The sequence below is a fragment of the Vreelandella lionensis genome (assembly GCF_044543515.1).
Classification (GTDB): Bacteria; Pseudomonadota; Gammaproteobacteria; order Pseudomonadales; family Halomonadaceae; genus Vreelandella; species Vreelandella lionensis.
The window spans coordinates 1-20,691 of sequence record NZ_JBITWC010000042.1; the positions used below are offsets into that span (position 1 = coordinate 1).

18 protein-coding genes are annotated in these 20,691 nt (G+C 53.8%); 12 read left to right on the forward strand and 6 right to left on the reverse strand.

The genetic code is table 11. The annotated features are described in order from the left end of the window. Nucleotides 1–146: 146 nt before the first annotated feature. Nucleotides 147–536 (reverse strand): RidA family protein, encoded by a 390-nt coding sequence (locus ACIGG6_RS17865; protein WP_399846412.1) that lies wholly within the window; start codon nt 534–536, stop codon nt 147–149. Nucleotides 537–623: 87 nt separating this feature from the next. After that, a complete protein-coding gene (locus tag ACIGG6_RS17870; protein ID WP_083023465.1) occupies nt 624–1,523 on the reverse strand; it encodes a LysR substrate-binding domain-containing protein in 900 nt (299 codons plus the stop codon). A gap of 115 nt (nt 1,524–1,638) precedes the next feature. Here ACIGG6_RS17870 and ACIGG6_RS17875 point away from each other — a divergent pair, with 115 nt between their 5' ends. The 6 genes from ACIGG6_RS17875 (at nt 1,639) to ACIGG6_RS17900 (ending at nt 8,489) form a co-directional block, all read left to right on the forward strand. Next, nucleotides 1,639–2,703, forward strand: coding sequence for a tartrate dehydrogenase (locus tag ACIGG6_RS17875; protein ID WP_253507180.1), 1,065 nt, complete (start codon nt 1,639–1,641; stop codon nt 2,701–2,703). A 9-nt stretch (nt 2,704–2,712) separates the two neighbouring features. Beyond that, complete coding sequence (locus ACIGG6_RS17880) at nt 2,713–3,891, forward strand: glycerate kinase (RefSeq protein ID WP_399846414.1); 1,179 nt, start codon at nt 2,713–2,715, stop codon at nt 3,889–3,891. 77 nt (nt 3,892–3,968) lie between these two features. Beyond that, entirely contained in the window at nt 3,969–4,943 is a 975-nt protein-coding gene (locus ACIGG6_RS17885) for a TAXI family TRAP transporter solute-binding subunit (RefSeq protein WP_253506749.1), read from the forward strand. Between the two features lie 78 nt (nt 4,944–5,021). Beyond that, nucleotides 5,022–7,178, forward strand: coding sequence for a TRAP transporter permease (locus tag ACIGG6_RS17890; RefSeq protein ID WP_399846416.1), 2,157 nt, complete (start codon nt 5,022–5,024; stop codon nt 7,176–7,178). 109 nt (nt 7,179–7,287) lie between these two features. Beyond that, entirely contained in the window at nt 7,288–7,848 is a 561-nt protein-coding gene (locus ACIGG6_RS17895) for a hypothetical protein (protein ID WP_399846419.1), read from the forward strand. Between the two features lie 113 nt (nt 7,849–7,961). After that, complete coding sequence (locus ACIGG6_RS17900) at nt 7,962–8,489, forward strand: cytochrome b (RefSeq protein WP_399846421.1); 528 nt, start codon at nt 7,962–7,964, stop codon at nt 8,487–8,489. Between the two features lie 91 nt (nt 8,490–8,580). Here the strand turns inward: ACIGG6_RS17900 and ACIGG6_RS17905 are convergent, their stop codons facing one another. From ACIGG6_RS17905 to ACIGG6_RS17915, 3 genes are all read right to left on the reverse strand, one after another. After that, nucleotides 8,581–9,759: a VWA domain-containing protein gene (locus ACIGG6_RS17905; RefSeq protein WP_399846423.1), complete on the reverse strand. Its 1,179-nt coding sequence runs from the start codon at nt 9,757–9,759 to the stop codon at nt 8,581–8,583. A gap of 3 nt (nt 9,760–9,762) precedes the next feature. Next, entirely contained in the window at nt 9,763–10,617 is an 855-nt protein-coding gene (locus ACIGG6_RS17910; protein WP_044630414.1) for an AAA family ATPase, read from the reverse strand. Nucleotides 10,618–10,707: 90 nt separating this feature from the next. Then, nucleotides 10,708–12,681 (reverse strand): sigma-54-dependent Fis family transcriptional regulator, encoded by a 1,974-nt coding sequence (locus ACIGG6_RS17915; RefSeq protein WP_399846426.1) that lies wholly within the window; start codon nt 12,679–12,681, stop codon nt 10,708–10,710. A 288-nt stretch (nt 12,682–12,969) separates the two neighbouring features. Here ACIGG6_RS17915 and ACIGG6_RS17920 point away from each other — a divergent pair, with 288 nt between their 5' ends. Further along, nucleotides 12,970–14,784, forward strand: coding sequence for an NAD(P)/FAD-dependent oxidoreductase (locus ACIGG6_RS17920; protein ID WP_399846428.1), 1,815 nt, complete (start codon nt 12,970–12,972; stop codon nt 14,782–14,784). 47 nt (nt 14,785–14,831) lie between these two features. After that, entirely contained in the window at nt 14,832–15,908 is a 1,077-nt protein-coding gene (locus tag ACIGG6_RS17925) for a 2,3-butanediol dehydrogenase (protein ID WP_399846431.1), read from the forward strand. 87 nt (nt 15,909–15,995) lie between these two features. Here the strand turns inward: ACIGG6_RS17925 and ACIGG6_RS17930 are convergent, their stop codons facing one another. Then, the gene (locus tag ACIGG6_RS17930; RefSeq protein WP_399846432.1) at nt 15,996–16,760 is read right to left on the reverse strand and encodes an SDR family oxidoreductase; all 765 of its coding nucleotides are present in this window, start codon (nt 16,758–16,760) and stop codon (nt 15,996–15,998) included. A 178-nt stretch (nt 16,761–16,938) separates the two neighbouring features. On the opposite strand from ACIGG6_RS17930, the gene ACIGG6_RS17935 reads away from it, so the two are divergent. The 4 genes from ACIGG6_RS17935 to ACIGG6_RS17950 are packed head-to-tail and all read left to right on the forward strand — an operon-like array spanning nt 16,939 to nt 20,614. Next, nucleotides 16,939–18,462 (forward strand): GAF domain-containing protein, encoded by a 1,524-nt coding sequence (locus tag ACIGG6_RS17935; RefSeq protein WP_399846435.1) that lies wholly within the window; start codon nt 16,939–16,941, stop codon nt 18,460–18,462. Next, on the forward strand, nt 18,404–18,673 hold the full coding sequence (locus ACIGG6_RS17940) for an ATP-binding protein (protein WP_399846437.1): 270 nt from the start codon (nt 18,404–18,406) through the stop codon (nt 18,671–18,673). Before ACIGG6_RS17935 ends, ACIGG6_RS17940 begins: the two co-directional genes overlap by 59 nt. Beyond that, on the forward strand, nt 18,660–19,691 hold the full coding sequence (locus tag ACIGG6_RS17945) for a hypothetical protein (RefSeq protein ID WP_399846439.1): 1,032 nt from the start codon (nt 18,660–18,662) through the stop codon (nt 19,689–19,691). Before ACIGG6_RS17940 ends, ACIGG6_RS17945 begins: the two co-directional genes overlap by 14 nt. Next, a complete protein-coding gene (locus ACIGG6_RS17950; protein ID WP_399846441.1) occupies nt 19,661–20,614 on the forward strand; it encodes a PAS domain S-box protein in 954 nt (317 codons plus the stop codon). The genes ACIGG6_RS17945 and ACIGG6_RS17950 overlap by 31 nt, the downstream gene beginning before the upstream one ends. Nucleotides 20,615–20,691 lie beyond the last annotated feature (77 nt).

A 20,691-nucleotide genomic window follows, 5' to 3' on the forward strand; every position in this document is an offset into this window, starting at 1 on the left:
GGAAGGGTCTTTGAGCATATCGGCCACCACTAAAAACGATACGCTTATCAAAGCAAAACCCTGGCCGAAGGGCCAGGGCTTTGTCAGCAGTCTGAGCCACTTAAGTGGCTTTTTGTGTTCAAGTGATAGCAACAAAACAGGAAGCGTTATTGCTTGGCGCGCTGCGCCATCAACGTGATCTCCACGGTACTGCCACCGCAAATGTGGGGGGATTCAGTACAAGTACGCGCTGGGTAGCGCCCTGGCTCAAAAAATTCGGCGTAGATGCTGTCTAGCGCATTGATCTGTTTTAGGTCAGTGAGGTGAACATCCACGCGAACCACGTCCGCAAGACTGCCACCTTCTTGCTCTAGCATGCGCGCGAGTTCGCGCATCACTAGGCGGGTCTCCTCTTTGACATCGCCACGGGAGGCGCTGCCATTGGAAAGGTCATCCACTGTAAGGCCAGAAATAAACATATAGTGGTCGTCAACTACCATATGGCTACCCGGAAAACCCGGTTTGGGCAGGGTAGGGTCGTTGATGAACTGTGTCATGTGCTCTCCTTGGCATTAAGGCTCAAATAAAGCGGCCTAATTGCTTCTGACTCGTTACTTTTGTAGTCGTTCAATAATGAGTAACAGTTAAAAATCCAATGGTTTGCGCAAATACTCCGCTAAAAAATCAATGAGCAACCGCACTCGAATCGGCGTGTATTGGCTGTAAGGATAAACCGCATAAATATCAGCGTTAGGTAAAGCGTAGTCAGGCAGTAAGCGAATCAGCTTGCCGCTTTTCAAATGTTTCACAACATCCCACTCTGCCCGAACCGTCACGCCCATCCCTTGCAGTGTCCAGTGTAAAACGGTTTCACCATCGTTAGCGCTTAGCGAACCAGCCACTTTGACGTGGTGATGCTCGTTCTCTTTAATAAACGTCCAGTTGCCATAGGTGTCATCGTTTTGACGTAAAAATAAACAGTTATGCTGAGCAAGCTCACGTGGATGTTCAGGGGTGCCCGCTTTTTTTAAATAGCGAGGAGCCGCACATAGCCACCGTTGGTGGGTGACCAATTTACGGGCGTGCAGCGTGGAGTCAGGTAAGTTGCCAAAACGGATGCACACATCAAATGAGCGCTCAATGAGATTTACCGGGTGATCCGTTAAATAGAGCTGGCAGTCAATTTGTGGATAGTCACGCACAAACTGTGAGATGGCATCTGCCATATACTTTCGTCCAAATCCAAACGGTGCATTAATCCGTATGGTCCCTTCTGCGCCAGTGCTCTGCTGGCGGATCGCACGTCGCATCGTCTCCATTTCACGGCTAATTTTCTGTGCATATTCAAGATATAGCTGCCCGCTGCTGGTGAGGCTCATAGCTCTTGTAGATCGAATAACTAGCTGACAACCCATGTTTTTTTCAATTTGAGCTAGTCGTTTGCTAGCCGCCGCCGAAGAAATATCCAGCGCTTTCGCAGCGTTTGAAATACTGCCTTCCGCGCAAAGTAAAATAAAAAAATCGAGTTCAGATACGCTGCTCATTATTAACTCTTAGGTTATATCTAAATTAACTCTGAGTTTATTGCCGAATTCTTATGATGTCACCTAGGATGCGTTCAGTCCCTAGCAATAAGCCCTTAACAAGCAGGAGCATCCAATGCGTACACATAACGTGGCAGTCATCCCTGGTGATGGTATCGGTACAGAAGTGATTGGCGCTGGTAAAAAAGTGCTTGAAGCGTTGGCGAAGAAAAGCGGTGATTTCGCCTTTAATTTCGAAGAGTTTGACTGGAGTTCCCAGCGCTATCTGGATCAAGGCCAGTATATTCCCGAGGGCGGCCTAGAAAAATTAGCGACGTTTGATGCCATTTACTTTGGTGCAGTGGGCAGCCAGCAAGTACCCGACCATATTTCACTTTGGGAGCTGCGGTTAGCTATTTGTCAGGGTTTTGACCAATACGCCAATGTTCGTCCTGCGCGTGTATTACCGGGAGTCAACAGCCGGTTACAGCATGCTGACAAGATTGACTGGGTGATTATTCGTGAAAACAGCGAGGGTGAGTACTCAGGTAATGGTGGTCGCGTTCACCGTGGGCTACCGGATGAAGTAGCGACAGAAGTGTCGATTTTCTCTCGCAAAGGTATTGAGCGTATCCACCGTTTTGCCTTCGAGATGGCCCAAAGTCGGCCCCGTAAACAGCTTACTCTGGTTACTAAATCTAATGCTCAACGCCACGGTATGGTGCTGTGGGATGAGGTTTTCTTTGAAGTCGCTAAAGAGTATCCCGATGTTTCTATTGACCGCGAGTTGGTAGATGCGGTGACCACGCGCATGGTGTTGAAGCCCGACACGCTAGACGTGGTGGTGGCGACTAATTTGCACGCCGATATTCTTTCTGATTTAGCCGCTGCACTTTCAGGCAGTCTGGGGATTGCGCCCACTGCAAACCTTAATCCAGAACGTCAGTTCCCCTCGATGTTTGAGCCCATCCACGGTTCTGCCTTTGACATTGCGGGGCAGGGCATAGCTAACCCTGTAGGTTCTTTCTGGACCGCTGTCATGATGCTGGAGCATCTGGGCGAACAGTTAGCCGCTGAGCGTCTTATGGCAGCCATTGAGCGTCTAACGGCTTCAGGATTACAGACCAAGGATCTTGGAGGTACGGCTACTACCCACGATGTCACTCTCGCTATTTGTTCTGATATTGAAAGCCAGGCGTAAGCAATCGTAATGAACATCTTGATAGCGCCAGATAGCTATAAAGGATCGCTTAGCGCGACTGAAGCCGCTGCAGCCATGGCGCGTGGTTTCAAGCGCGGCTGCCCCGATGCTCAGATTACTCAATGCCCGCTTGCTGATGGCGGAGAAGGGACATTGGATGTTCTGTTAGTCAGCGGTCATGCCACGCGGCAAACGCTTTCTGTAATTGATGCATATGGTCGTGAGCATCAGGCGGCTTGGGGGTGGGATGAGCAGAATGCGACGGCATTTATTGAACTGGCGCAGGCAAGTGGGTTATGCGCTGATATGGCGAGCAAGCCAGGTGCTGTGGAGTGTGCTAGCACCTTTGGCGTTGGCCAGCTTATCCGCGCAGCGCTGGATAAACAGGTCCAGCATATTGTGCTGACGTTAGGAGGAAGCGCTACCAACGACGCCGGTGCAGGCATGTTGACGGCCCTAGGCGCACAGCTTCTGGATGCAGAGGGCCACTGCCTACCTTTGGGAGCCGCCGCACTTGAAAGGGTTCAGCGCGTGGCGCTGGATGCGCTAGACCCCAGGCTTGCCAGCGTGTCATTTACTGCGGCTGTGGATGTTAGTAACCCTTTGCTCGGTCAAGACGGGGCCACCGCAATCTTTGGGCCACAAAAAGGAGTCGCGGCAGGCTCGGTCACAAGGTTGGATCTCGCATTAGCGAACTTTGCACGGTGTCTTTGTCTGGCGCTGGATAAACCATTGGTCGATTTTCCTGGTGCGGGCGCGGCCGGGGGAATGGGCTTTGTCGCCCAGGTTGCGCTGAATGCTGAGCTAACGCCCGGTATCGAGCTTGTGATGAAGCACAGCCAATTTGCTCTCCTTTTAAACGAGTGCGATTGGGTGGTGACGGGAGAAGGGCAGTTAGACGGGCAGAGCCTTGCAGGGAAAACGCCTATCGGCGTCTCTAAAGCAGCGGCTATTCAGGGCGTGCCCGTTGTGGTGCTGGCAGGCGGTTTGGGTACTGGCTGGCAGAACGCCTATCAAATGGGTGTCACCGCTGCGTTTTCACTGGTAGACGGCCCTGTCTTACTTGCCGATGCCATCGCCCAGAGCGCCAAGCTGATTGAAGATCGCTGTGAATCGTTGGCGCGCTTAATGAAGGTGAATCACTTAAGCAACCTACCCAAGGAGGTGTTTTCTCACGCTAACTCATGATGGCTTGATTCTTCTCTATTTAACGAACGCAGCATTCATAGCAACAGTGACAACAACAATATTGATGGAGTATTCCTATGAAAACGTTCACAACACTTTTTACAAGTGCATTATTCACCGCCGTTGCGGGCAGCACCCTCGCCGATGACCGTAGCGACTGGCCGAATAGTCTCACTATTGGTACCGGTAGCCAAGGTGCGACCTATTACATCTATGGCTCGGGTTGGGGAAATATAGCCAGCGAAGCTACTGGCGCCAATTTCGGAGCAGAGGTTACCGGTGGGCCAGTCCAAAACGTCACGCTAGTGCAAATGGGTGAACACGAGTTCGGGATGGTGACCATGGGGCCTGCTTACCAAGCTTGGGTTGGTGAAAGTGCCCTGGCTCCAGGTGTCGAGCACACTGACATTCGTGCAGTATTTCCGATGTACCAGACAGCCTTACAGGTCATTGCTCTGGAAAGCTCCGGGATTGAGTCCATCGCTGATTTAGATGGTAAAACGGTGGGGATTGGCCCTGCTGGCGGAACCGGAGATCTGTATTATCCCCAGCTGTTCGATGCACTAGGTTTGGACGTCGAGACACGTAATGCCGGAGCAGCCGATCAGGCGGGGCAGGTACAGGATGGATTGCTAGATGCGTTTGCCTTTGCTTCTGGCATGCCGGTGTCTGCATTTAGTCAGCTAGAAGCCCAGGCTGATGTCAATATTTTCTCGTTTTCCCCCGATGAAATCGCCGTGTTTGCAGAGCAATTCCCTGAGCTATCTGCTTCCGTGATACCTGCCTCTATTTATAGCAGCTTAGAAGAGGATACCTCTGCGGTATCGCTGTGGAACGTTGCCATTACGCATAAAGATATGCCTGATTCGCTGGTGTATGAAGTGACGAAGGCTGTCATGGAGAATAACGACCGTATGATGCAGGTGCATGGAGCGGCCGTAGAAACGCTTCCCGAAAACGCTGAGCACAACGCTTTTATTCCCTGGCACCCAGGAGCTGTCCGTTGGTTTGAAGAGAATGGCGTAGAGATTGACGAAGAATTGAAAGGTTAATTAACACGGCATATTGCGTGCGGGTATAACCCGCACGCCTTCATCCCCAGGCTCAGTCGGCCTAGAAGGTAGGACAGCATGAGTAACAATACTCCAGAAGTGCAGCCCATCATCCGCACCGATAGTGTGTCGGATGTGCCCGTTGCCCATAACGAACGGCTGCTGTCCGGGATGACCGGCAGCATTATTTTCCTTGCGTGTGTTTTGTTTACCTCAATGCACCTATATGCCTTGAATGTCTCGCCCATCGAGACGTGGACATTTCGGATACTTCACGTTGCTGGGGGCTTGGTAGTGGGGTTTGCTTTAACCGCCGCCGCGACGCTTGAACGTGACACCCAGGTTCCTCGACGTTCAGCCACTGAGTGGCTAGCGTTAGTTGTCAGTGGTACTGCTCTTGGTTACGCAGCGCTATGCATGGTATATGCCTGGTGGTTGCGAGATATGCAGGAAGTTGCGTCAGTGACCGCGCCCTTATATCACCTTAGCTGGGCATTAGTCATAGCGACGTCCGGTGCACTTCTCAGCAGTTGGGCGTGGCGCAGTGATGATAAACATATTCACTGGGCTGATTGGATGTTGATGGTGGCTTCTATTTTGGTCGCTACTTACTTAATCTTTGTCATTGATCGCTGGCGTATGGTGGCAGGTATGCCATTAGTGGGCCAAACGGAACTGCTTGTGTCCGTTGTTGGTGTTGCGTTGATTATGGAGTTAACGCGTCGTGTAGCAGGGCTAGCATTGATTGTCATCACCGGGGTGTTTTTGGTGTATGCGTTTGCTGGACCGTTACTGCCTGGCATTCTTGAGCATCAGGGCTATGGCGCACCGCGCTTCTTCTCCTATCTCTATACCGACAATGGGATTCTTGGCCCGACAACGGCGGTGTCATCGACGTATATCATTCTATTTATTACCTTTGCCGCATTTTTACAAGCGTCCAAAGTGGGTGACTACTTTGTCAATTTTGCCTTTGCTGCAGCGGGGCGCTCCCGTGGTGGGCCTGCCAAAGTAGCCGTCTTTGCATCTGGTTTAATGGGAATGATCAACGGAACGTCTGCGGGCAACGTGGTAGCCACTGGTTCGCTGACCATTCCGCTCATGAAGCGTGTGGGGTATCACCCGCGCAGCGCAGGGGGGATTGAGGCGGCCGCGTCTACGGGCGGACAAATCGTACCGCCCATTATGGGCGCTGGTGCCTTTATTATGGCTGAGATTACAGGTATTCCTTATACCGATATCGCCATTGCCGCTTTAATCCCTGCCGGGCTCTATTTTCTATCTATTTATTTGATGGTGGATCTGGAGGCCCGTCGAGATGGCATGCAGGGCTTGGCAAAAGACCAACTGCCCGTATTTAAAGATATGGTGAAGCAGGTCTACCTGTTTTTACCCATCATCATTCTGGTTGGCACGCTATTTATGGGCTACTCCGTCATTCGTGCGGGCACGTTGGCCATGATCAGTGCAGCGGTGGTTTCTTGGTTCACTCCTCACTGGATGGGACCTAAAGCCTTGCTTAATGCGCTTTCCTTGGGTGCCCGTATGGCGGTTCCATTGATTGCCGTATGTGCCTGTGCGGGCATTATTGTAGGGGTGATCTCATTAACGGGCGTTGGCGCGCGGTTTGCTTCAATGCTGCTAGGCATTGCCGATGCCAGCCACTTCCTAGCGCTCTTTTTCGCCATGTGTATTTCTATTTTGCTGGGAATGGGCATGCCTACGACAGCCGCCTATGCCGTCGCGGCTTCCGTGGTAGCGCCCGGATTGCAGCAAATTGGTATTCCGCCGCTAGTGGCCCATTTCTTTGTTTTTTATTATGCCGTGCTCTCTGCGATTACCCCGCCAGTGGCCTTGGCAGGCTATGCAGCCTCTGCCATTGCCAATACGGATCCTCTCAAAACTGCCATGACGTCGTTTAAGTTCGGGCTATCTGCGTTTATTGTTCCATTTATGTTCTTCTACAGCCCTGCGCTGTTGATGGATGGTCACTGGTGGGAAATCCTTCGGGTAGTGATCACGGCGAGCATTGGGATTTACCTGCTGGCGGCGGCGGTACAAGGCTACTTTATGAGCGGACGCGCGAATGTTTTGCAGCGCCTGATTCTTCTATTAGCAGCGCTGGCGATGATCGCCGGTGGCTGGATGACAGATTTATTGGGTATTGGGTTAGGAAGTATCGTACTGACAACGCAGCTTGTCGCCTCCCGTTCAATGGCGAAATCTCCCAGTTAAACTGGTGTCATCACGCGCTTTGCTCTACGCTGGCGGGCTTTTATAGCTCGCCAGCGCTTGTTGTCAGGTAGGGAAGTGGCGGGGTGAACGAACGCAACGAGAGAGCGTTATGAAGGTAGTCCATGTAAGTCAGAGTGAGCCGCGTGATGCGTGTTTGGCCAAGCTATGTGCTGAGGTGTATGGCCAGCAGGCAGGCCTAACGCCGCTGGTAGTGTTTACCGGTACTAAAAATGTGCTGTTTGCCCAAGAAGGCGCACGCCTTTTGGCGGGTGTGGACGGTGCGGGCAAGCCGCTGGCGCTAGCCCTGCTGGTGCTTGATGAAGCGGGCCAGGGCATGACCGTGACCCATGCCTGCGAGTTTGCAGAGGGCGCTAAAGCGCGTTTACTCAGTGAGTTAAGCCTTAAAGCACCGCTGCGCATTGATATTCAGGATGAAAAAGAGAAAACGTTCTATCAGCAGTGTGGCTTCAAACGCTGGCTAGCGGCGAATAACGGCCAGCATATTGGGCTGTCGGCGCGCCATCCTGCCAAGAGCCTTGAGGCGCTATCGCCCACGTTAGCACTGGATGAAGCGCTGATTTTGCGTCGTTTTAAACACGATGCGGCTGCGTTTGCTCAGGCTAAAGAGGCATTTTTAACCGGGATCAATAACGTGCCTGCGACGCTTTAAGGCAACGCGACGTTCCATTTTTTGCAACCAACTTCCATGCTGTTGTCATGATCCGGTGAGCGGTGCTGGGTAAAATAGTGCCATCGTTCAACGTTGGTTAAGAGGAACAGTAGATGGCGCTAACAGTGATGGACAGCTCTATGCGTTATGGATTGGTGAGTCGGTCATTGCATTGGGGAATGGTGCTGCTGTTTGTGTGGCAATTTTGTAGCGCAGCCGCCAGGGTGTTGTTAGAAGATACGGCGATTGAAGGCTTTCTTTGGGGTACCCATAGCCAAGTGGGTGTTGTGCTAATGGCACTCGTTGTGATTCGCGCTGTTTGGGCGCTGATAAATGCGTCACGGCGTCCGCCAGCGGTGAGCGTAATGGCGAAGCTTGGCCACTTAGCGCTGTACGGGTTGATGATTGCCGTGCCTGCGATTGCACTGATTCGCCAGTATGGCTCGGGCCGCTCGCTGGATGTATTGGGCATTCATCTGATGTCGGGCGGTGGCGAGCGCATCGAGTGGATGACTAACTTGGGCGGCTTGTTACATGGCAAGCTGGGTTGGGCGCTGTTAGCACTGGTAGTAGGCCATATCGCGATGGCGGTATTGCACCGCAGGCTGACTAACCACAGCATTATGACGCGCATGGCATAGCCATTTAGGCGTTGCAACATGCGCAACGGCGCACCCACTGGGTGCGCCGTTTTTGTTGCTGGTTTTGCTACTGTTGCTGTCTAGGCCAACGCTACTTCGCCAATTCGCGCATAGCGGTTTCCAGCCCTTCCAGCGTCATCGGGTACATACGGTCATCGATGAGTTCACGGATGAGCGTGGTCGAGTAGGTATATTCCCAAGCCCTGGGAGGCATCGGGTTAAGCCAAGCCAAACGGGGGAATTTGTCGGCCAGCCTTTTTAGCCACACACCGCCGGCTTCGTCGTTAAAGTGCTCGACGCTGCCGCCGCGGTGCGTGACCTCGTAAGGGGACATGGCAGCGTCACCTACGATCACCACTTGGTAATCGGCGCCGTAGGTGTGCAGCACATCCATGGTGGGGATGCGTTCGTTGCCACGGCGTTGGTTGTTTTTCCACACGCCTTCATACAGGCAGTTATGAAAGTAGAAATGCTCTAGGTGCTTAAACTCGGAGCGAGCCGCCGAAAAGAGCTCTTCACAGACGCGAATGTGGTCATCCATCGAACCACCCACGTCCAGAAACAGCAGCACCTTCACCGCGTTGTGGCGCTCTGGGCGCATCTGCACGTTGAGTAGCCCGGCATCCCTGGCGGTTTCACGGATGGTGCTATCCACGTCGAACTCTTCTAACGCCCCTTGGCGGGCGAATTTGCGCAGCCGCCGCAGGGCCATTTTGATATTGCGGGTGCCCAGCTCCAGTGAGTCATCGTAATCCCGAAAGCGCCGCTCATCCCACACCTTAGTAGCGCGGCGGTGGCGTGAGCCATCCTGCCCGATGCGAATGCCTTCTGGGTTGTAGCCGTAAGCCCCAAACGGGCTGGTGCCGCCGGTACCAATCCACTTATTGCCGCCCGCGTGGCGCTCTTTCTGCTCCTCCAGGCGTTTCTTAAAGGTCTCGATGAGTTCCTCTAAGCCACCGAGAGACTCGATCTTGGCCTTCTCTTCATCGGTGAGCTGTTTTTCGAACTCGCGGCGCAGCCACTCATCGGGAATCAGCGCTTCGATGGCGGCGTCCATGTCCTCAAGGCCCTTAAACCAAGCGGCAAAGGCGCGATCGAAGCGGTCAAAGTGGCGCTCATCTTTGACCATCACCGTACGCGCCACCTGATAAAACGCCTCCATGTCGGCAAATACCACGCCCCGCTCGACCACGGCATGAAGATCTAGCAGCTCCCGCAGTGAAACAGGTACGCCCGCGCGCTTGAGGGTTTCAAATAAGCCGATAAACATGGCTTAGCGCCCGCTGTTCTTCTGGCGACGCATCATAAAGGCCAAGCGTTCAAGCAGGTGGGTATCCTGCTCGTTTTTGACCAGCGCACCGGCCATGGGCGGCAGCGCTTTGGCGGGGTCGCGATGGTAGAGCGCTTCTTGCGCCAGCTCGTCGGCCATCAGCAGCTTAAGCCAGTCGACCAGCTCTGAGGTTGAGGGCTTTTTCTTCAGCCCTGGAGCGCTGCGCAGGTCAAAGAAAACCTCCAATGCTTCGCTGACCAGTTTTGGGGCAATGTTCGGGAAGTGAACATCAACAATCGCCTGCATGGTCTCGCGGTCGGGGAATTCGATGTAGTGGAAAAAGCAGCGGCGCAGAAAGGCATCCGGCAGCTCTTTTTCGTTGTTGGAGGTGATGACGATGATGGGGCGCTTTTCGGCGCGGATGGTTTCACCGGTTTCGTAGACGTGGAACTCCATACGGTCCAGCTCTTGGAGCAGGTCGTTGGGGAATTCGATATCCGCCTTGTCGATTTCATCGATCAGCAGGACCACTCGCTCATCAGCGGTAAACGCTTCCCACAGTTTGCCGGGCTTGATGTAGTTAGCGACGTTTTCAACACCTTCTACGCCTAGCTGTGAATCCCGCAGGCGGCTCACCGCATCGTACTCATACAGCCCTTGAGCGGCTTTGGTGCTGGATTTGATGTGCCAAGTGATCAGCTTGGTGCCGAGGGATTCTGCCAGCTCTTCTGCTAATAAGGTTTTGCCGGTGCCTGGCTCGCCTTTGATCAGCAGCGGGCGCTCAAGCACCACGGCAGCATTCACCGCCTGTTTAAGCGCATTGGTTGCGATATACGAAGAAGTGGAATCAAACGCCATAGTGGGCCTCGGCTTATTGGAAGCGTGGTGACTATTAGATTCAAACAAGTGTACGTGAGGCTGACCGCCCAGGCCAAGCGCCGTCCGCTCTCAGGCCTTATTCGGCGGTACGATGCCTTGGCGCTGCATTTGCCGATACACCGTTGGCCGTGAAACCCCCAGCTCGCGTGCCACGGCGCTAATGTTCCATTGGTGTTGCTGCAGCCGTGTCACAAGGTGGCAATCAGTGGCCTCGCTTTCAGGCGCGGTTATCGCAGGTGTACGAGTAATGCGTTGGCTTAGGCACTGTTCAGGCAGGTCGTAAACGGTGATTTCATCGCTCTCGGCGGTAGCGAGTGCAAACGCCAGGGCGTTTTTTAGCTGACGAATATTGCCGGGCCAGGCGTAGGCGAGTAGGGCGCTGATGGCGTCGGCCCGCAGCCGAGGGGCGGAGCTTCCGCCGCGTTCGCTCACCACATCGCTGAATACTTGGCGAATCACGTAGAGCTTATCGGCGCGTTCGCGCAGCGGTGGTAAGCGCAGCTGGGCTCCGTTCAGGCGGTAGTAGAGGTCTTCACGAAACTCGCCCTGCGCAATCATGGTATCGATGTGGCGGTGGGTAGCGGTGATTACTCGAATGTCGACTTTTTCCGGTTTGTTCGCCCCCAGCGGCATCACTTCCCGCTCGGCCAGTACCCGCAGAAGGCGGGTTTGCAGCGCCAGCGGCATATCGCCGATCTCATCTAAAAACAGCGTGCCGCCGTGGGCCTGGGGGATCAGCCCGCGCATGCCTTTTGCCCGCCCGCCGGTAAACGCGCCGGGTTCATAGCCGAACAGTTCGCTCTCAATCAGCGCTTCGGGAATCGCTGCACAGTTCACCGCCACAAAGGGGCCTTTGGCGCGGTTGCCGCTGTCGTGCAGCGCACGGGCAACCACTTCTTTGCCGGTGCCAGTTTCACCGCTGATCAGCACGTTGACACTGGCTTCGTTACGCAGCCGTTCGGCCAATTTCTGCACTTTGCGTATGGCGGGGTCGTCGGCCCCCAACCGTTCTAGCGCTGTTGGCAGCGAGGAGGCGGGATTACCGAGTGGCGCGATGCGCGGCCTGCGCGGCTCCAGCAGGCTAATAAAGTAGATGGCGTTGCTGGCGCGGGCGCGAAACGCCCGTAGCTGGTCGTTGGTCGCGCTATTGATGCTTAGCACATCGGCAATTTCGCACTCAAACAGTTCGCTGAGCATCGGTGCGTGTTGGGCAGACCACGGCGGCCAGCGCTGTTGGTGCGCACTGATCAGTTCGCGGCCAACGGCGTTGGCGGCAATCACCTGGCCGTTCTCTTCAATGGCGATAAGGCCCCGCCCGTTCACATGCACAAACTCCCGCGAGGTATCTAAGCGCACCATTAGGCAGTCGCGGTAGCGCTGCAGGAAGTAGGCGTCTTCGATCATGCGGGCGTAGAGCGTCACCAGCGAGAGGCTGAAGTTCTGGCTCTCATGCTGGGTGGGCGATTGCAGCGCAGAGATATCCAGCACGGCCATCACGTTGCCTTGCGGGTCGGCGATGGGGGCGGCGGTGCAGGTAAGCGAAATATGCGTGGCGTCGAAGTGTTCCTGGCGGTGGCAAATGATCGCTTGGCGATCGTGCAGGCAGGTGCCGACCGCACAGGTGCCCGCGAAGCGCTCGTCCCAGTCGGCACCTAAATAGAGGCCCGCTTTGCGTAGCTGCTGGTCTTGATTGGGGTTGCCGCGAAATTCGACGGTAATGCCGCGATGGTCGGTGAGCAGCAGCACATAGCCCAACTGGGCGATTTGCCCGTAAAGCTGCTCGACCCCGGCGCGGGCAACGTGCAGCAGCTCATCGACGGATTCCCGGTGCTCGATCAAGGTTTGCTGGGGCACCACCCGGGCAGGGCGCGGCTGCGTGGGGTCGAGTTGGTACTCATTGAGGCAGCGCAGCCAAGATCGGCGGATGGTGGCCTGCGCCGGAAGCTGCGGCGCATCCAGCCCTTCACCGAGCTGGAAGATGTGCTCGATATGCTGGCGCTGCACGGAGGCCAAGCGTGTCGGTGGTAGTAATGGCGTTGGCATGGCGAATCCACACACGATTATTGTTGTACTTCCAGCCTATGCGCTTTGTAGTGGGTGTCAACGAGGGTGTATTACGCCGTTAGTCGTGCGTTACACCTGTAACGTTGGCCGTACACACGGCGTGACAGGTGTACGCGGCTTGCGCTGTTTTATAGTGGTGTGTGGATGCTAAATTTATTTTATTTTTCAATAACTTATTTCCTATTTGGCGCATTTGGCACGGCGGGTGCTTAGGGTTGAGTGTCTTATCGACAGTTCAACAATAACAACGACCTTGGAGTACCCGCGATGACTCACACAGAAGTAAGAACCCCATCCCACGCCACCAGCACCGTCAACGCATGGCTACAGGAGTTTGATGAAGCGCTTCAGGCCCGCGATATCCAACGCGTGCTGACGCTATTCAACGACGAATGCTACTGGCGCGACTTTCTGGCGTTTACCTGGAATCTAAAAACCTGCGAAGGCCAGAAGGAAATCCAGGCCATGCTTGATGCTACGCTGGCCAATACTCAGCCCACCCAGTGGCAGCTTGACGGCGAGGCCAGCGAAAACGGCGATACCGTCGAGGCGTGGTTCACCTTCAAAACGGCCATTGCCACTGGCAAAGGCTACCTGCGGTTGAAGAACGGCAAGTGCTGGACACTGCTGACCACCATGCAGGCGCTGGACGATTTTCCCGAACCGCGCAACCACCATCGCCCTAAAGGGGCCGAGCATGGTGCCAATAAACAGCGGGAAACCTGGCTGGAAGCCCGCGAGCGGGAAGAAGCGGAGCTTGGTTACACGCGCCAGCCTTACTGCGTGATCATTGGCGGTGGCCAGGGCGGTATTGGCCTGGGGGCTCGGCTAAAGCAGATGGGCGTGCCCACCATCATCATCGAGCGCAACGAGCGTGCGGGGGACTCCTGGCGCAAGCGCTATAAATCCCTCTGCCTGCACGACCCAGTATGGTACGACCACCTGCCTTACATTCCCTTCCCGGAGAACTGGCCGGTGTTTGCCCCGAAAGACAAAGTGGGCGATTGGCTGGAAATGTACACAAAGGTGATGGAGCTCAATTATTGGAGTTCTACGACCTGCGACAATGCACGCTTCGATGAAGCCGCAGGCGAGTGGGTTGTGAACGTGAAGCGCAACGGCGAAGAGATCACGCTACGCCCGAAACAGCTGGTGATGGCTACCGGGATGTCCGGTATGCCCAACGTGCCCAAGTTTGCAGGCGCGGAGAGCTTCGAGGGCGAGCAGCAGCACTCCAGCCAGCACCCAGGGCCGGATGCTTACGCGGGCAAAAAGTGCGTGATCGTGGGCTCGAATAACTCGGCCCACGATATTGCCGCCGCGCTCTGGGAGCACGATGCCGATGTCACCATGCTCCAGCGCTCCTCGACCCATATCGTCAAGTCGGACTCATTGATGGAAGAAGTGCTGGGGCCGCTCTACTCAGAAGAGGCGGTAGCCGGCGGGTTGACCCACGAAAAAGCCGACCTGCTGTTTGCCTCGATTCCTTATAAGGTGTTGCCCGATTTCCAGCGTCCGGCGTTTGAGGCGATTAAAAAGCGCGACGCCGAGTTTTACCAAAAGCTAGAAGACGCGGGATTTATGCTCGATTTCGGTGACGATGAGTCTGGCCTGTTTTTGAAGTACCTGCGCCGTGGCTCGGGTTACTACATCGATGTGGGGGCCTGCGATCTGGTCGCCAATGGCGATATCAAGCTGCGCAGCGGTGTTGGCATCGAGCGTATTAAACCGCACTCCATCACGCTCACTGACGGCAGCGAGCTGGACGCTGATTTAATCGTCTACGCCACCGGCTATGGCTCGATGAACGGCTGGGCGGCACGGCTTATCTCCCAGGAAGTGGCCGATAAAGTGGGTAAATGCTGGGGTTTAGGCTCCGATACCACCAAAGACCCCGGCCCTTGGGAGGGCGAGCTGCGCAATATGTGGAAGCCCACCCAGCAGGAAGCGCTGTGGTTCCATGGCGGCAACCTGCACCAGTCCCGGCACTACTCGCACTATTTGGCGCTGCAGTTAAAGGCTCGTATGGAAGGGCTGGAAACGCCTGTCTATGGGCTGCAGCCGGTTCATCATTCGTCTTAAAAGCTATGCGTCTTAAAGGGCATGCGTCTTAACAGGAAGGGATACTTATGAGTCAGTCGACGAATCAGCAACAGATGCAGGCCGCGGTGTGGTATGCCGCTAAAGATCTGCGCGTTGAGCACGTGCCGGTGCCGACGATCAACGACCCCCATGCGGTGAAAGTAAAAGTCGCCGCCTGCGGTATTTGCGGCAGCGATTTACACGAATACGCCGCCGGGCCGATTTTTATTCCGGTAGGCAAACCGCACCCCATTAGCGGCGAGCAGGCACCGATCATCATGGGCCATGAGTTTGCGGGTGAAGTGGTGGAGGTTGGTGAGAAAGTGACGCGGGTGAAAGTAGGCGACCGTGTGGCCATTGAGCCGATACTTTCACCTAACAAGGATGGCGCTTACCAGATGGAGCGCTACAACCTGACGCCGCTACTCGGATTTCACGGCCTCTCCGGCGGTGGCGGCGGATTTTCGGAGTTCACCGTGATGGGTGAACACATGGTACACAAGCTGCCGGATGACCTCAGCTTTGAACAGGGTGCCCTGGTCGAGCCTGCAGCGGTCGCGCTGCATGCGGTGCGCCAGAGTAGCCTCAAAGCCGGGGATAGCGCCGTGGTGTTTGGTGCTGGGCCGATTGGCTTAATGACCATCGAAGCGCTTAAAGCCGCAGGGGCTGCACAGATTTATGCGGTGGAAGTCGCAGCATCCCGTAAGGCCAAAGCCGAAGCGCTGGGAGCCATCGTTGTCGACCCGCAGCAAGAGGACGCGGTGGAGAAACTGCACGCCTTGAGCGGCGGTGGGGTGGACGTGGCCTTCGAAGTGACCGGCATTCCCGCCGTGCTCAACCAAGCGCTGCACAGCACTCACGAGGGCGGCGAAGTGGTGGTGGTGAGTATTTGGGAGGGAGAGGCCAGCTTTCACCCCAACGACTTGGTGATTAAAGAGCGCACCATGAAAGGCATTATTGCCTATCGTCATGTGTATCCGGCGGTGATGGCGCTGATGCAGCGGGGCTACTTCCGCGCCGAGGATATGGTCACTCAACGCATTCCGCTGGCGGATATCGTGGAGGAGGGCTTTGAGGCGCTGCTGAGCGATAAGGCGCAGGTGAAAATTATCGTCACGCCATAGCGGTACGTTTTTGAAAAGCGAAAGGCCATCCACGGATGGCCTTTTTTAATGGGCTTTTTTGATGGGCTTTTTTGATGGGCTGTGCCGCTACTCGGCGTAAATCATTTTGCGCGTCATCCCGCCGTCGGCGACAAAGTTCTGCCCGGTGATAAAGCCGGATTCTTTGGAGAGCAGAAAGCGGGTGAGCGCGGCAATATCTTCAGGAGTGCCCACGCGCCCCGCCGGGTGCTGTTCGCGGTCGATATCACGGTGCTCCACCGGCTGCTGGCGGCTGGGTTTTTGCCAGTCGCCGACCTCGATCCAGCCAGGGCTAACGGCGTTGACGCGAATATCCGGGCCTAGGCTGACCGCTAGCGCGTGGGTCAACGCGACAATGCCACCTTTGCTAGCGGCGTAGGCTTCGGTATCCGGCTCGGATTGGATGGCGCGTGACGAGGCCATCAGCACCATACTGCCGCCGTGCGGGCGTAGATAAGCAGCCCCATGTTTGGCGCACAAAAAGGCACCGGTGAGGTTAGTGTTTAAGTAGGCCTGCCATGTCTCTAGCGAGAGCTGCTCCACCGGGCCATGGAAGGGGTCCGCAATGCCTGCGTTATACACGATGCCGTTGAGCTGGCCAAAGTGGCCGACGGTTTTTTCGAGGCTTGCCGCCACCTGGGCTTCATTGTTGGCATCCGCCATTAGTGTTAGCAGGTTCTCACGGCGGGGCAGTCGTTCAGCGGCCGCACTTAGGGCTTCTTGGTCGATGTCGGTGATGGCAACGCGATGGCCTTCGGCCAGCAGCATGTGGGCGATGCCAAGGCCAATTCCTTGGGCACCGCCAGTGATATAGATGATGTGGGGCTTAGTCATAAGCACTTTTCCATGGAGAGTTAAACGTATATTGGCACGGTAGCCGTTTTAAATGTGAAATATCGATACAGCTAACGACAGCAGCTGAATAAATGCATACATTGACATTAACTAAACGAGCTTAGCAGTGCTACGCTCGGTTTATTACGTTAGCGTCTGTAACCCGCGAGGTTTTACCATGGTGGAGAGTGAGCAGGCTCGGCTTCAGGCGCTACACGGCTTAGCTATTTTAGATACGCCACCAGAGGAGCGATTTGATCGAATTACTCGGCTTGCAACGCACCTTTTTGGGGTAGAGATTGCGCTCGTCTCATTAGTGGATGAGGAGCGGCAGTGGTTTAAATCGCGCCAGGGCTTTTCGCTCACCCAGACCTGTCGGCAAGAATCCTTTTGCGCTCATGCCATTCAAAAAGAAGGCATTTTTGAAATAGAGGATGCGAGTGCAGATCCGCGTTTTGCAGATAATGTGCTAGTGACAGCGCGTCGTGGTATTCGATTTTATGCCGGTGTACCGCTCACTACATCAGACGGATTTCGGGTTGGCACGCTGTGTATTATTGACTCTAAGCCCCGGCGGTTAGACGACGCCCAGCGCCAGGCGTTGATTGATCTTGCGGCTTGCGCTGAAGATGAAATTAATCGAATGGGTCTTGAGAATGAGCTGTCACGAGTGACTAAGGCTAGAAGTCGCTTAGCGGAAGATGAACAACAACAGCGGAGGTTGGTAGCGGCGCTTTCATCACTTAACGAAATCAGCACATCGAACGAGCTCAGCCTTGCTCAGCAACTGCAGGCCTCCCTAGCGTTGGGCTGTCGCCATCTCCAAATGCAAATGGGGATTATCAGTCGTATCAACAACGGCATTTTTGAGGTGGTGTCTGTCACTGCACCAGAGGATATCACTATTAGCGCAGGTCAGTGTTTGCCACTCGCCAATACCTACTGTGATATGACGCTTCAAAATGATGGGTTTTTAGCGGTCCATCATGTTGGGCAAAGCAACCTTTGTAATCATCCATGCCATGATACGTTTGGCCTCGAAGCCTATATCGGCTGTACTATCCTTCTGCCTGAGCAGCTCTTTGGTACCGTCAGCTTTTCATCAACTACCCCGCTTTGGGCACCCTTCGCAGAAACCGATAAGTTATTCCTAAAATTGCTCAGCCGTTGGATAGGCGCATCGCTAGAGCGTCAGCGGGTTGATGCACTCAAAAGTGAGTTCGTTTCTACAGTAAGCCATGAGTTACGTACGCCACTCACGGCAGTAACTGGTGGGCTCAAACTCGTGCTGGGTGGTGCCACTGGCGAAATTCCCACGCAAACGAAACAAATGCTGACAATGGCGCTTAAAAATAGCGAGCGCCTTGGAGGGCTTATCAATGATCTTCTAGATATTGAAAAGCTGCTGGCGGGTAAGCTAAATTTCATTTGTCAGCCTCACTCGTTGGCAACTCTACTCACTGCGGCCATACAAGAAAATCAGCCCTACGCCTCTCAGTATGGGGTAACGCTTAATTTGTTGCCATTAGCTGTAGACCGTTTAATAAACGTCGACCCATTACGTTTTCAACAAATTATGGCGAATTTGCTTTCCAACGCTGCAAAATTCTCTCAGCTTAAAGGTGAGGTCGTTATTTTTTGCGATGAGTGTGATAAAAAAAGTCCGTATCAACGTAAAAGATTCTGGCTGTGGTATAACTGATGCCTTTAGGCCGAGAATTTTTCAAAAATTCTCACAATCGGATGCCAGTGACCGCCGTGTGAAGGGAGGAACAGGCTTGGGACTTTCAATCAGCAAAGCGATCACTGAACAGGTGGGCGGCACTATCGGTTTTACTTCCTGTGAAGGGAAGGGCAGTACGTTTTATGTCGTGTTTCCTTGGGTAGAGGAAAAAAATCGTGCGAAATCTTGAGCGCCTAACCTGGCCTGGCGGTTCCTCTGCGTATACAGGGTTGTGGTTGCTAGTAGCACTGCTAGCGCTTGGTATTATTGGCAATATGCTGCAGCTCTCAGTGCTGTTTAACGTCTATTTTGTGTTCGGCTCTGTCGCTGTGATGTTGGCGATTGCCTGGTTAGGCACTTGGCCCGCTGTTCTGGTTGGTATAACGGCGGGGCTTTATACCTACCTTATTTGGCAAAACCCGGTCACTGTGGTGGTGTTTTTATTAGAGGCCATCGTAGTTTCTTGGATTTATCACCATAAAATTAAGAACCTTATTGTCGCCAGCCTAATTTTTTGGACGGTTGTAGCGGCACCTCTTGATTTTATCTTTTTTCAGTATTTATTAGGCTGGAGCCAAGAATTAACACAGCTGGTCTATATGAAACAGCTAGTAAATGGTGTGCTGAACGCCGTTATTGCCAGTGCTGTCATCATTGTTTGCGGTCTGTCTAAATGTACCTGGCTGCCTACAGTGGGGGCGTTAATGCGACTGCGTCATTTACTCTTTTGTGCACTGCTTTCAGTTACCCTAATGACGGGCATTCCTTTGATTCTCTATGAAGGCCATGCGATGCGGCAGGGCCAACAGACGTTTGTTGATCAAACCCTGACAGCCCTTAGTAATGAGTTGATTGAGAGATTATCTGAGCCTGAAGCTGATCAGCGTTATATGTATCACATTGGCCGAGTTCGCGATGGAAACGATGTTGGCGTTGGCCTACTGGATGAGGAAGGAGAGCTCATTAGCCAAGTAGTTGATCTTAACTCTTTAACTCTTGAGGCTGGAGATGAAGTAGTGCCTGTCAATAGCCGCATTAATATGTGGCTGCCTGGCGGCTTAGAGAATCCTGCGATCCGCTTTGCGCAAGGCCGTTACACGTTGCGCGTGCCCGCACAGGGTGTGGCTGGGGTCAACGAAATTATATTGGAAACTCCTGCGCTACCCACCATTGAGCGATGGAAGCTTATCGCACAATACTTTTTTTAATGTTAGCTGGAGTAATAGGGCTAGGGGTTTTAGCAGCAGAGCTATTAAGTCGTATGATTACCCAGCCGCTGATGCGACTGGGTAAGAGTGGTCAGGCATTAAGTCATACGATAGGCAGTAGCGAGACGTTACAACTACCTCGCAGCCACATCGTAGAGTTTCAACAGCTTTCAAATTTATTAGAAGAGATGGCGGCGGAGCTTGGTGGCGCGTTTAAACGTCTTCGCCATACTCACAGCTATTTAGAGCGCGAAGTGGAACAGCGCACGAAAGCACTCGCCAGCACCAATGACCTACTAAGCTCAGTGCTGGATGCAGCGTCTGACTTTGCCATTATCGTTACTGACACTCAGGGTACTATTAAGCTGTTCAATAGAGGGGCTGAAAATATGTTGGGCTATGCAGCTGAAGATGTTGTTGGGCTGCATAGCCCCACGCTTTTTCATGATGCTGATGAGGTTGAGCAGCGATTAATCGAGATCAGTAAGAGTGTAGGGTATACACTAACTCCCTTTGAAGTATTTTCCCATTGGGCCGCTACAGAGAAACGGGACTCAAGAGAGTGGACGTATATCACTCGCTCTGGTGAGCGTTTACCCATCAAATTGGTAATATCAAACATTGTCGATCAGCAGGGTAGCATTACAGGCTATTTAGGCATTGCTGAAGATATTTCCGAGTCTAAACGCGTTGAGCAGTTAAAAAATGAGTTTATTGCCACAGTAAGCCATGAGCTGCGTACGCCCCTTACCTCCATTTCTGGAGCATTAGGCATGGTCTCAGCAGGGGCGCTAGGCAGTGTGCCGGATACTGTGATGCAAATGGTCAATATTGCTCATAAAAATAGCCAGCGACTGACACATCTTATTAACGACCTGCTGGATATTGAGAAAATCGCTGTAGGAAAGCTAGGGAAGCTCTGAAAAAGTCACTGCTATCAGCGATAATACGGCTATCGTCAACTGCATAGGATTCAGTGCTGCCATGGATCAAATCACCT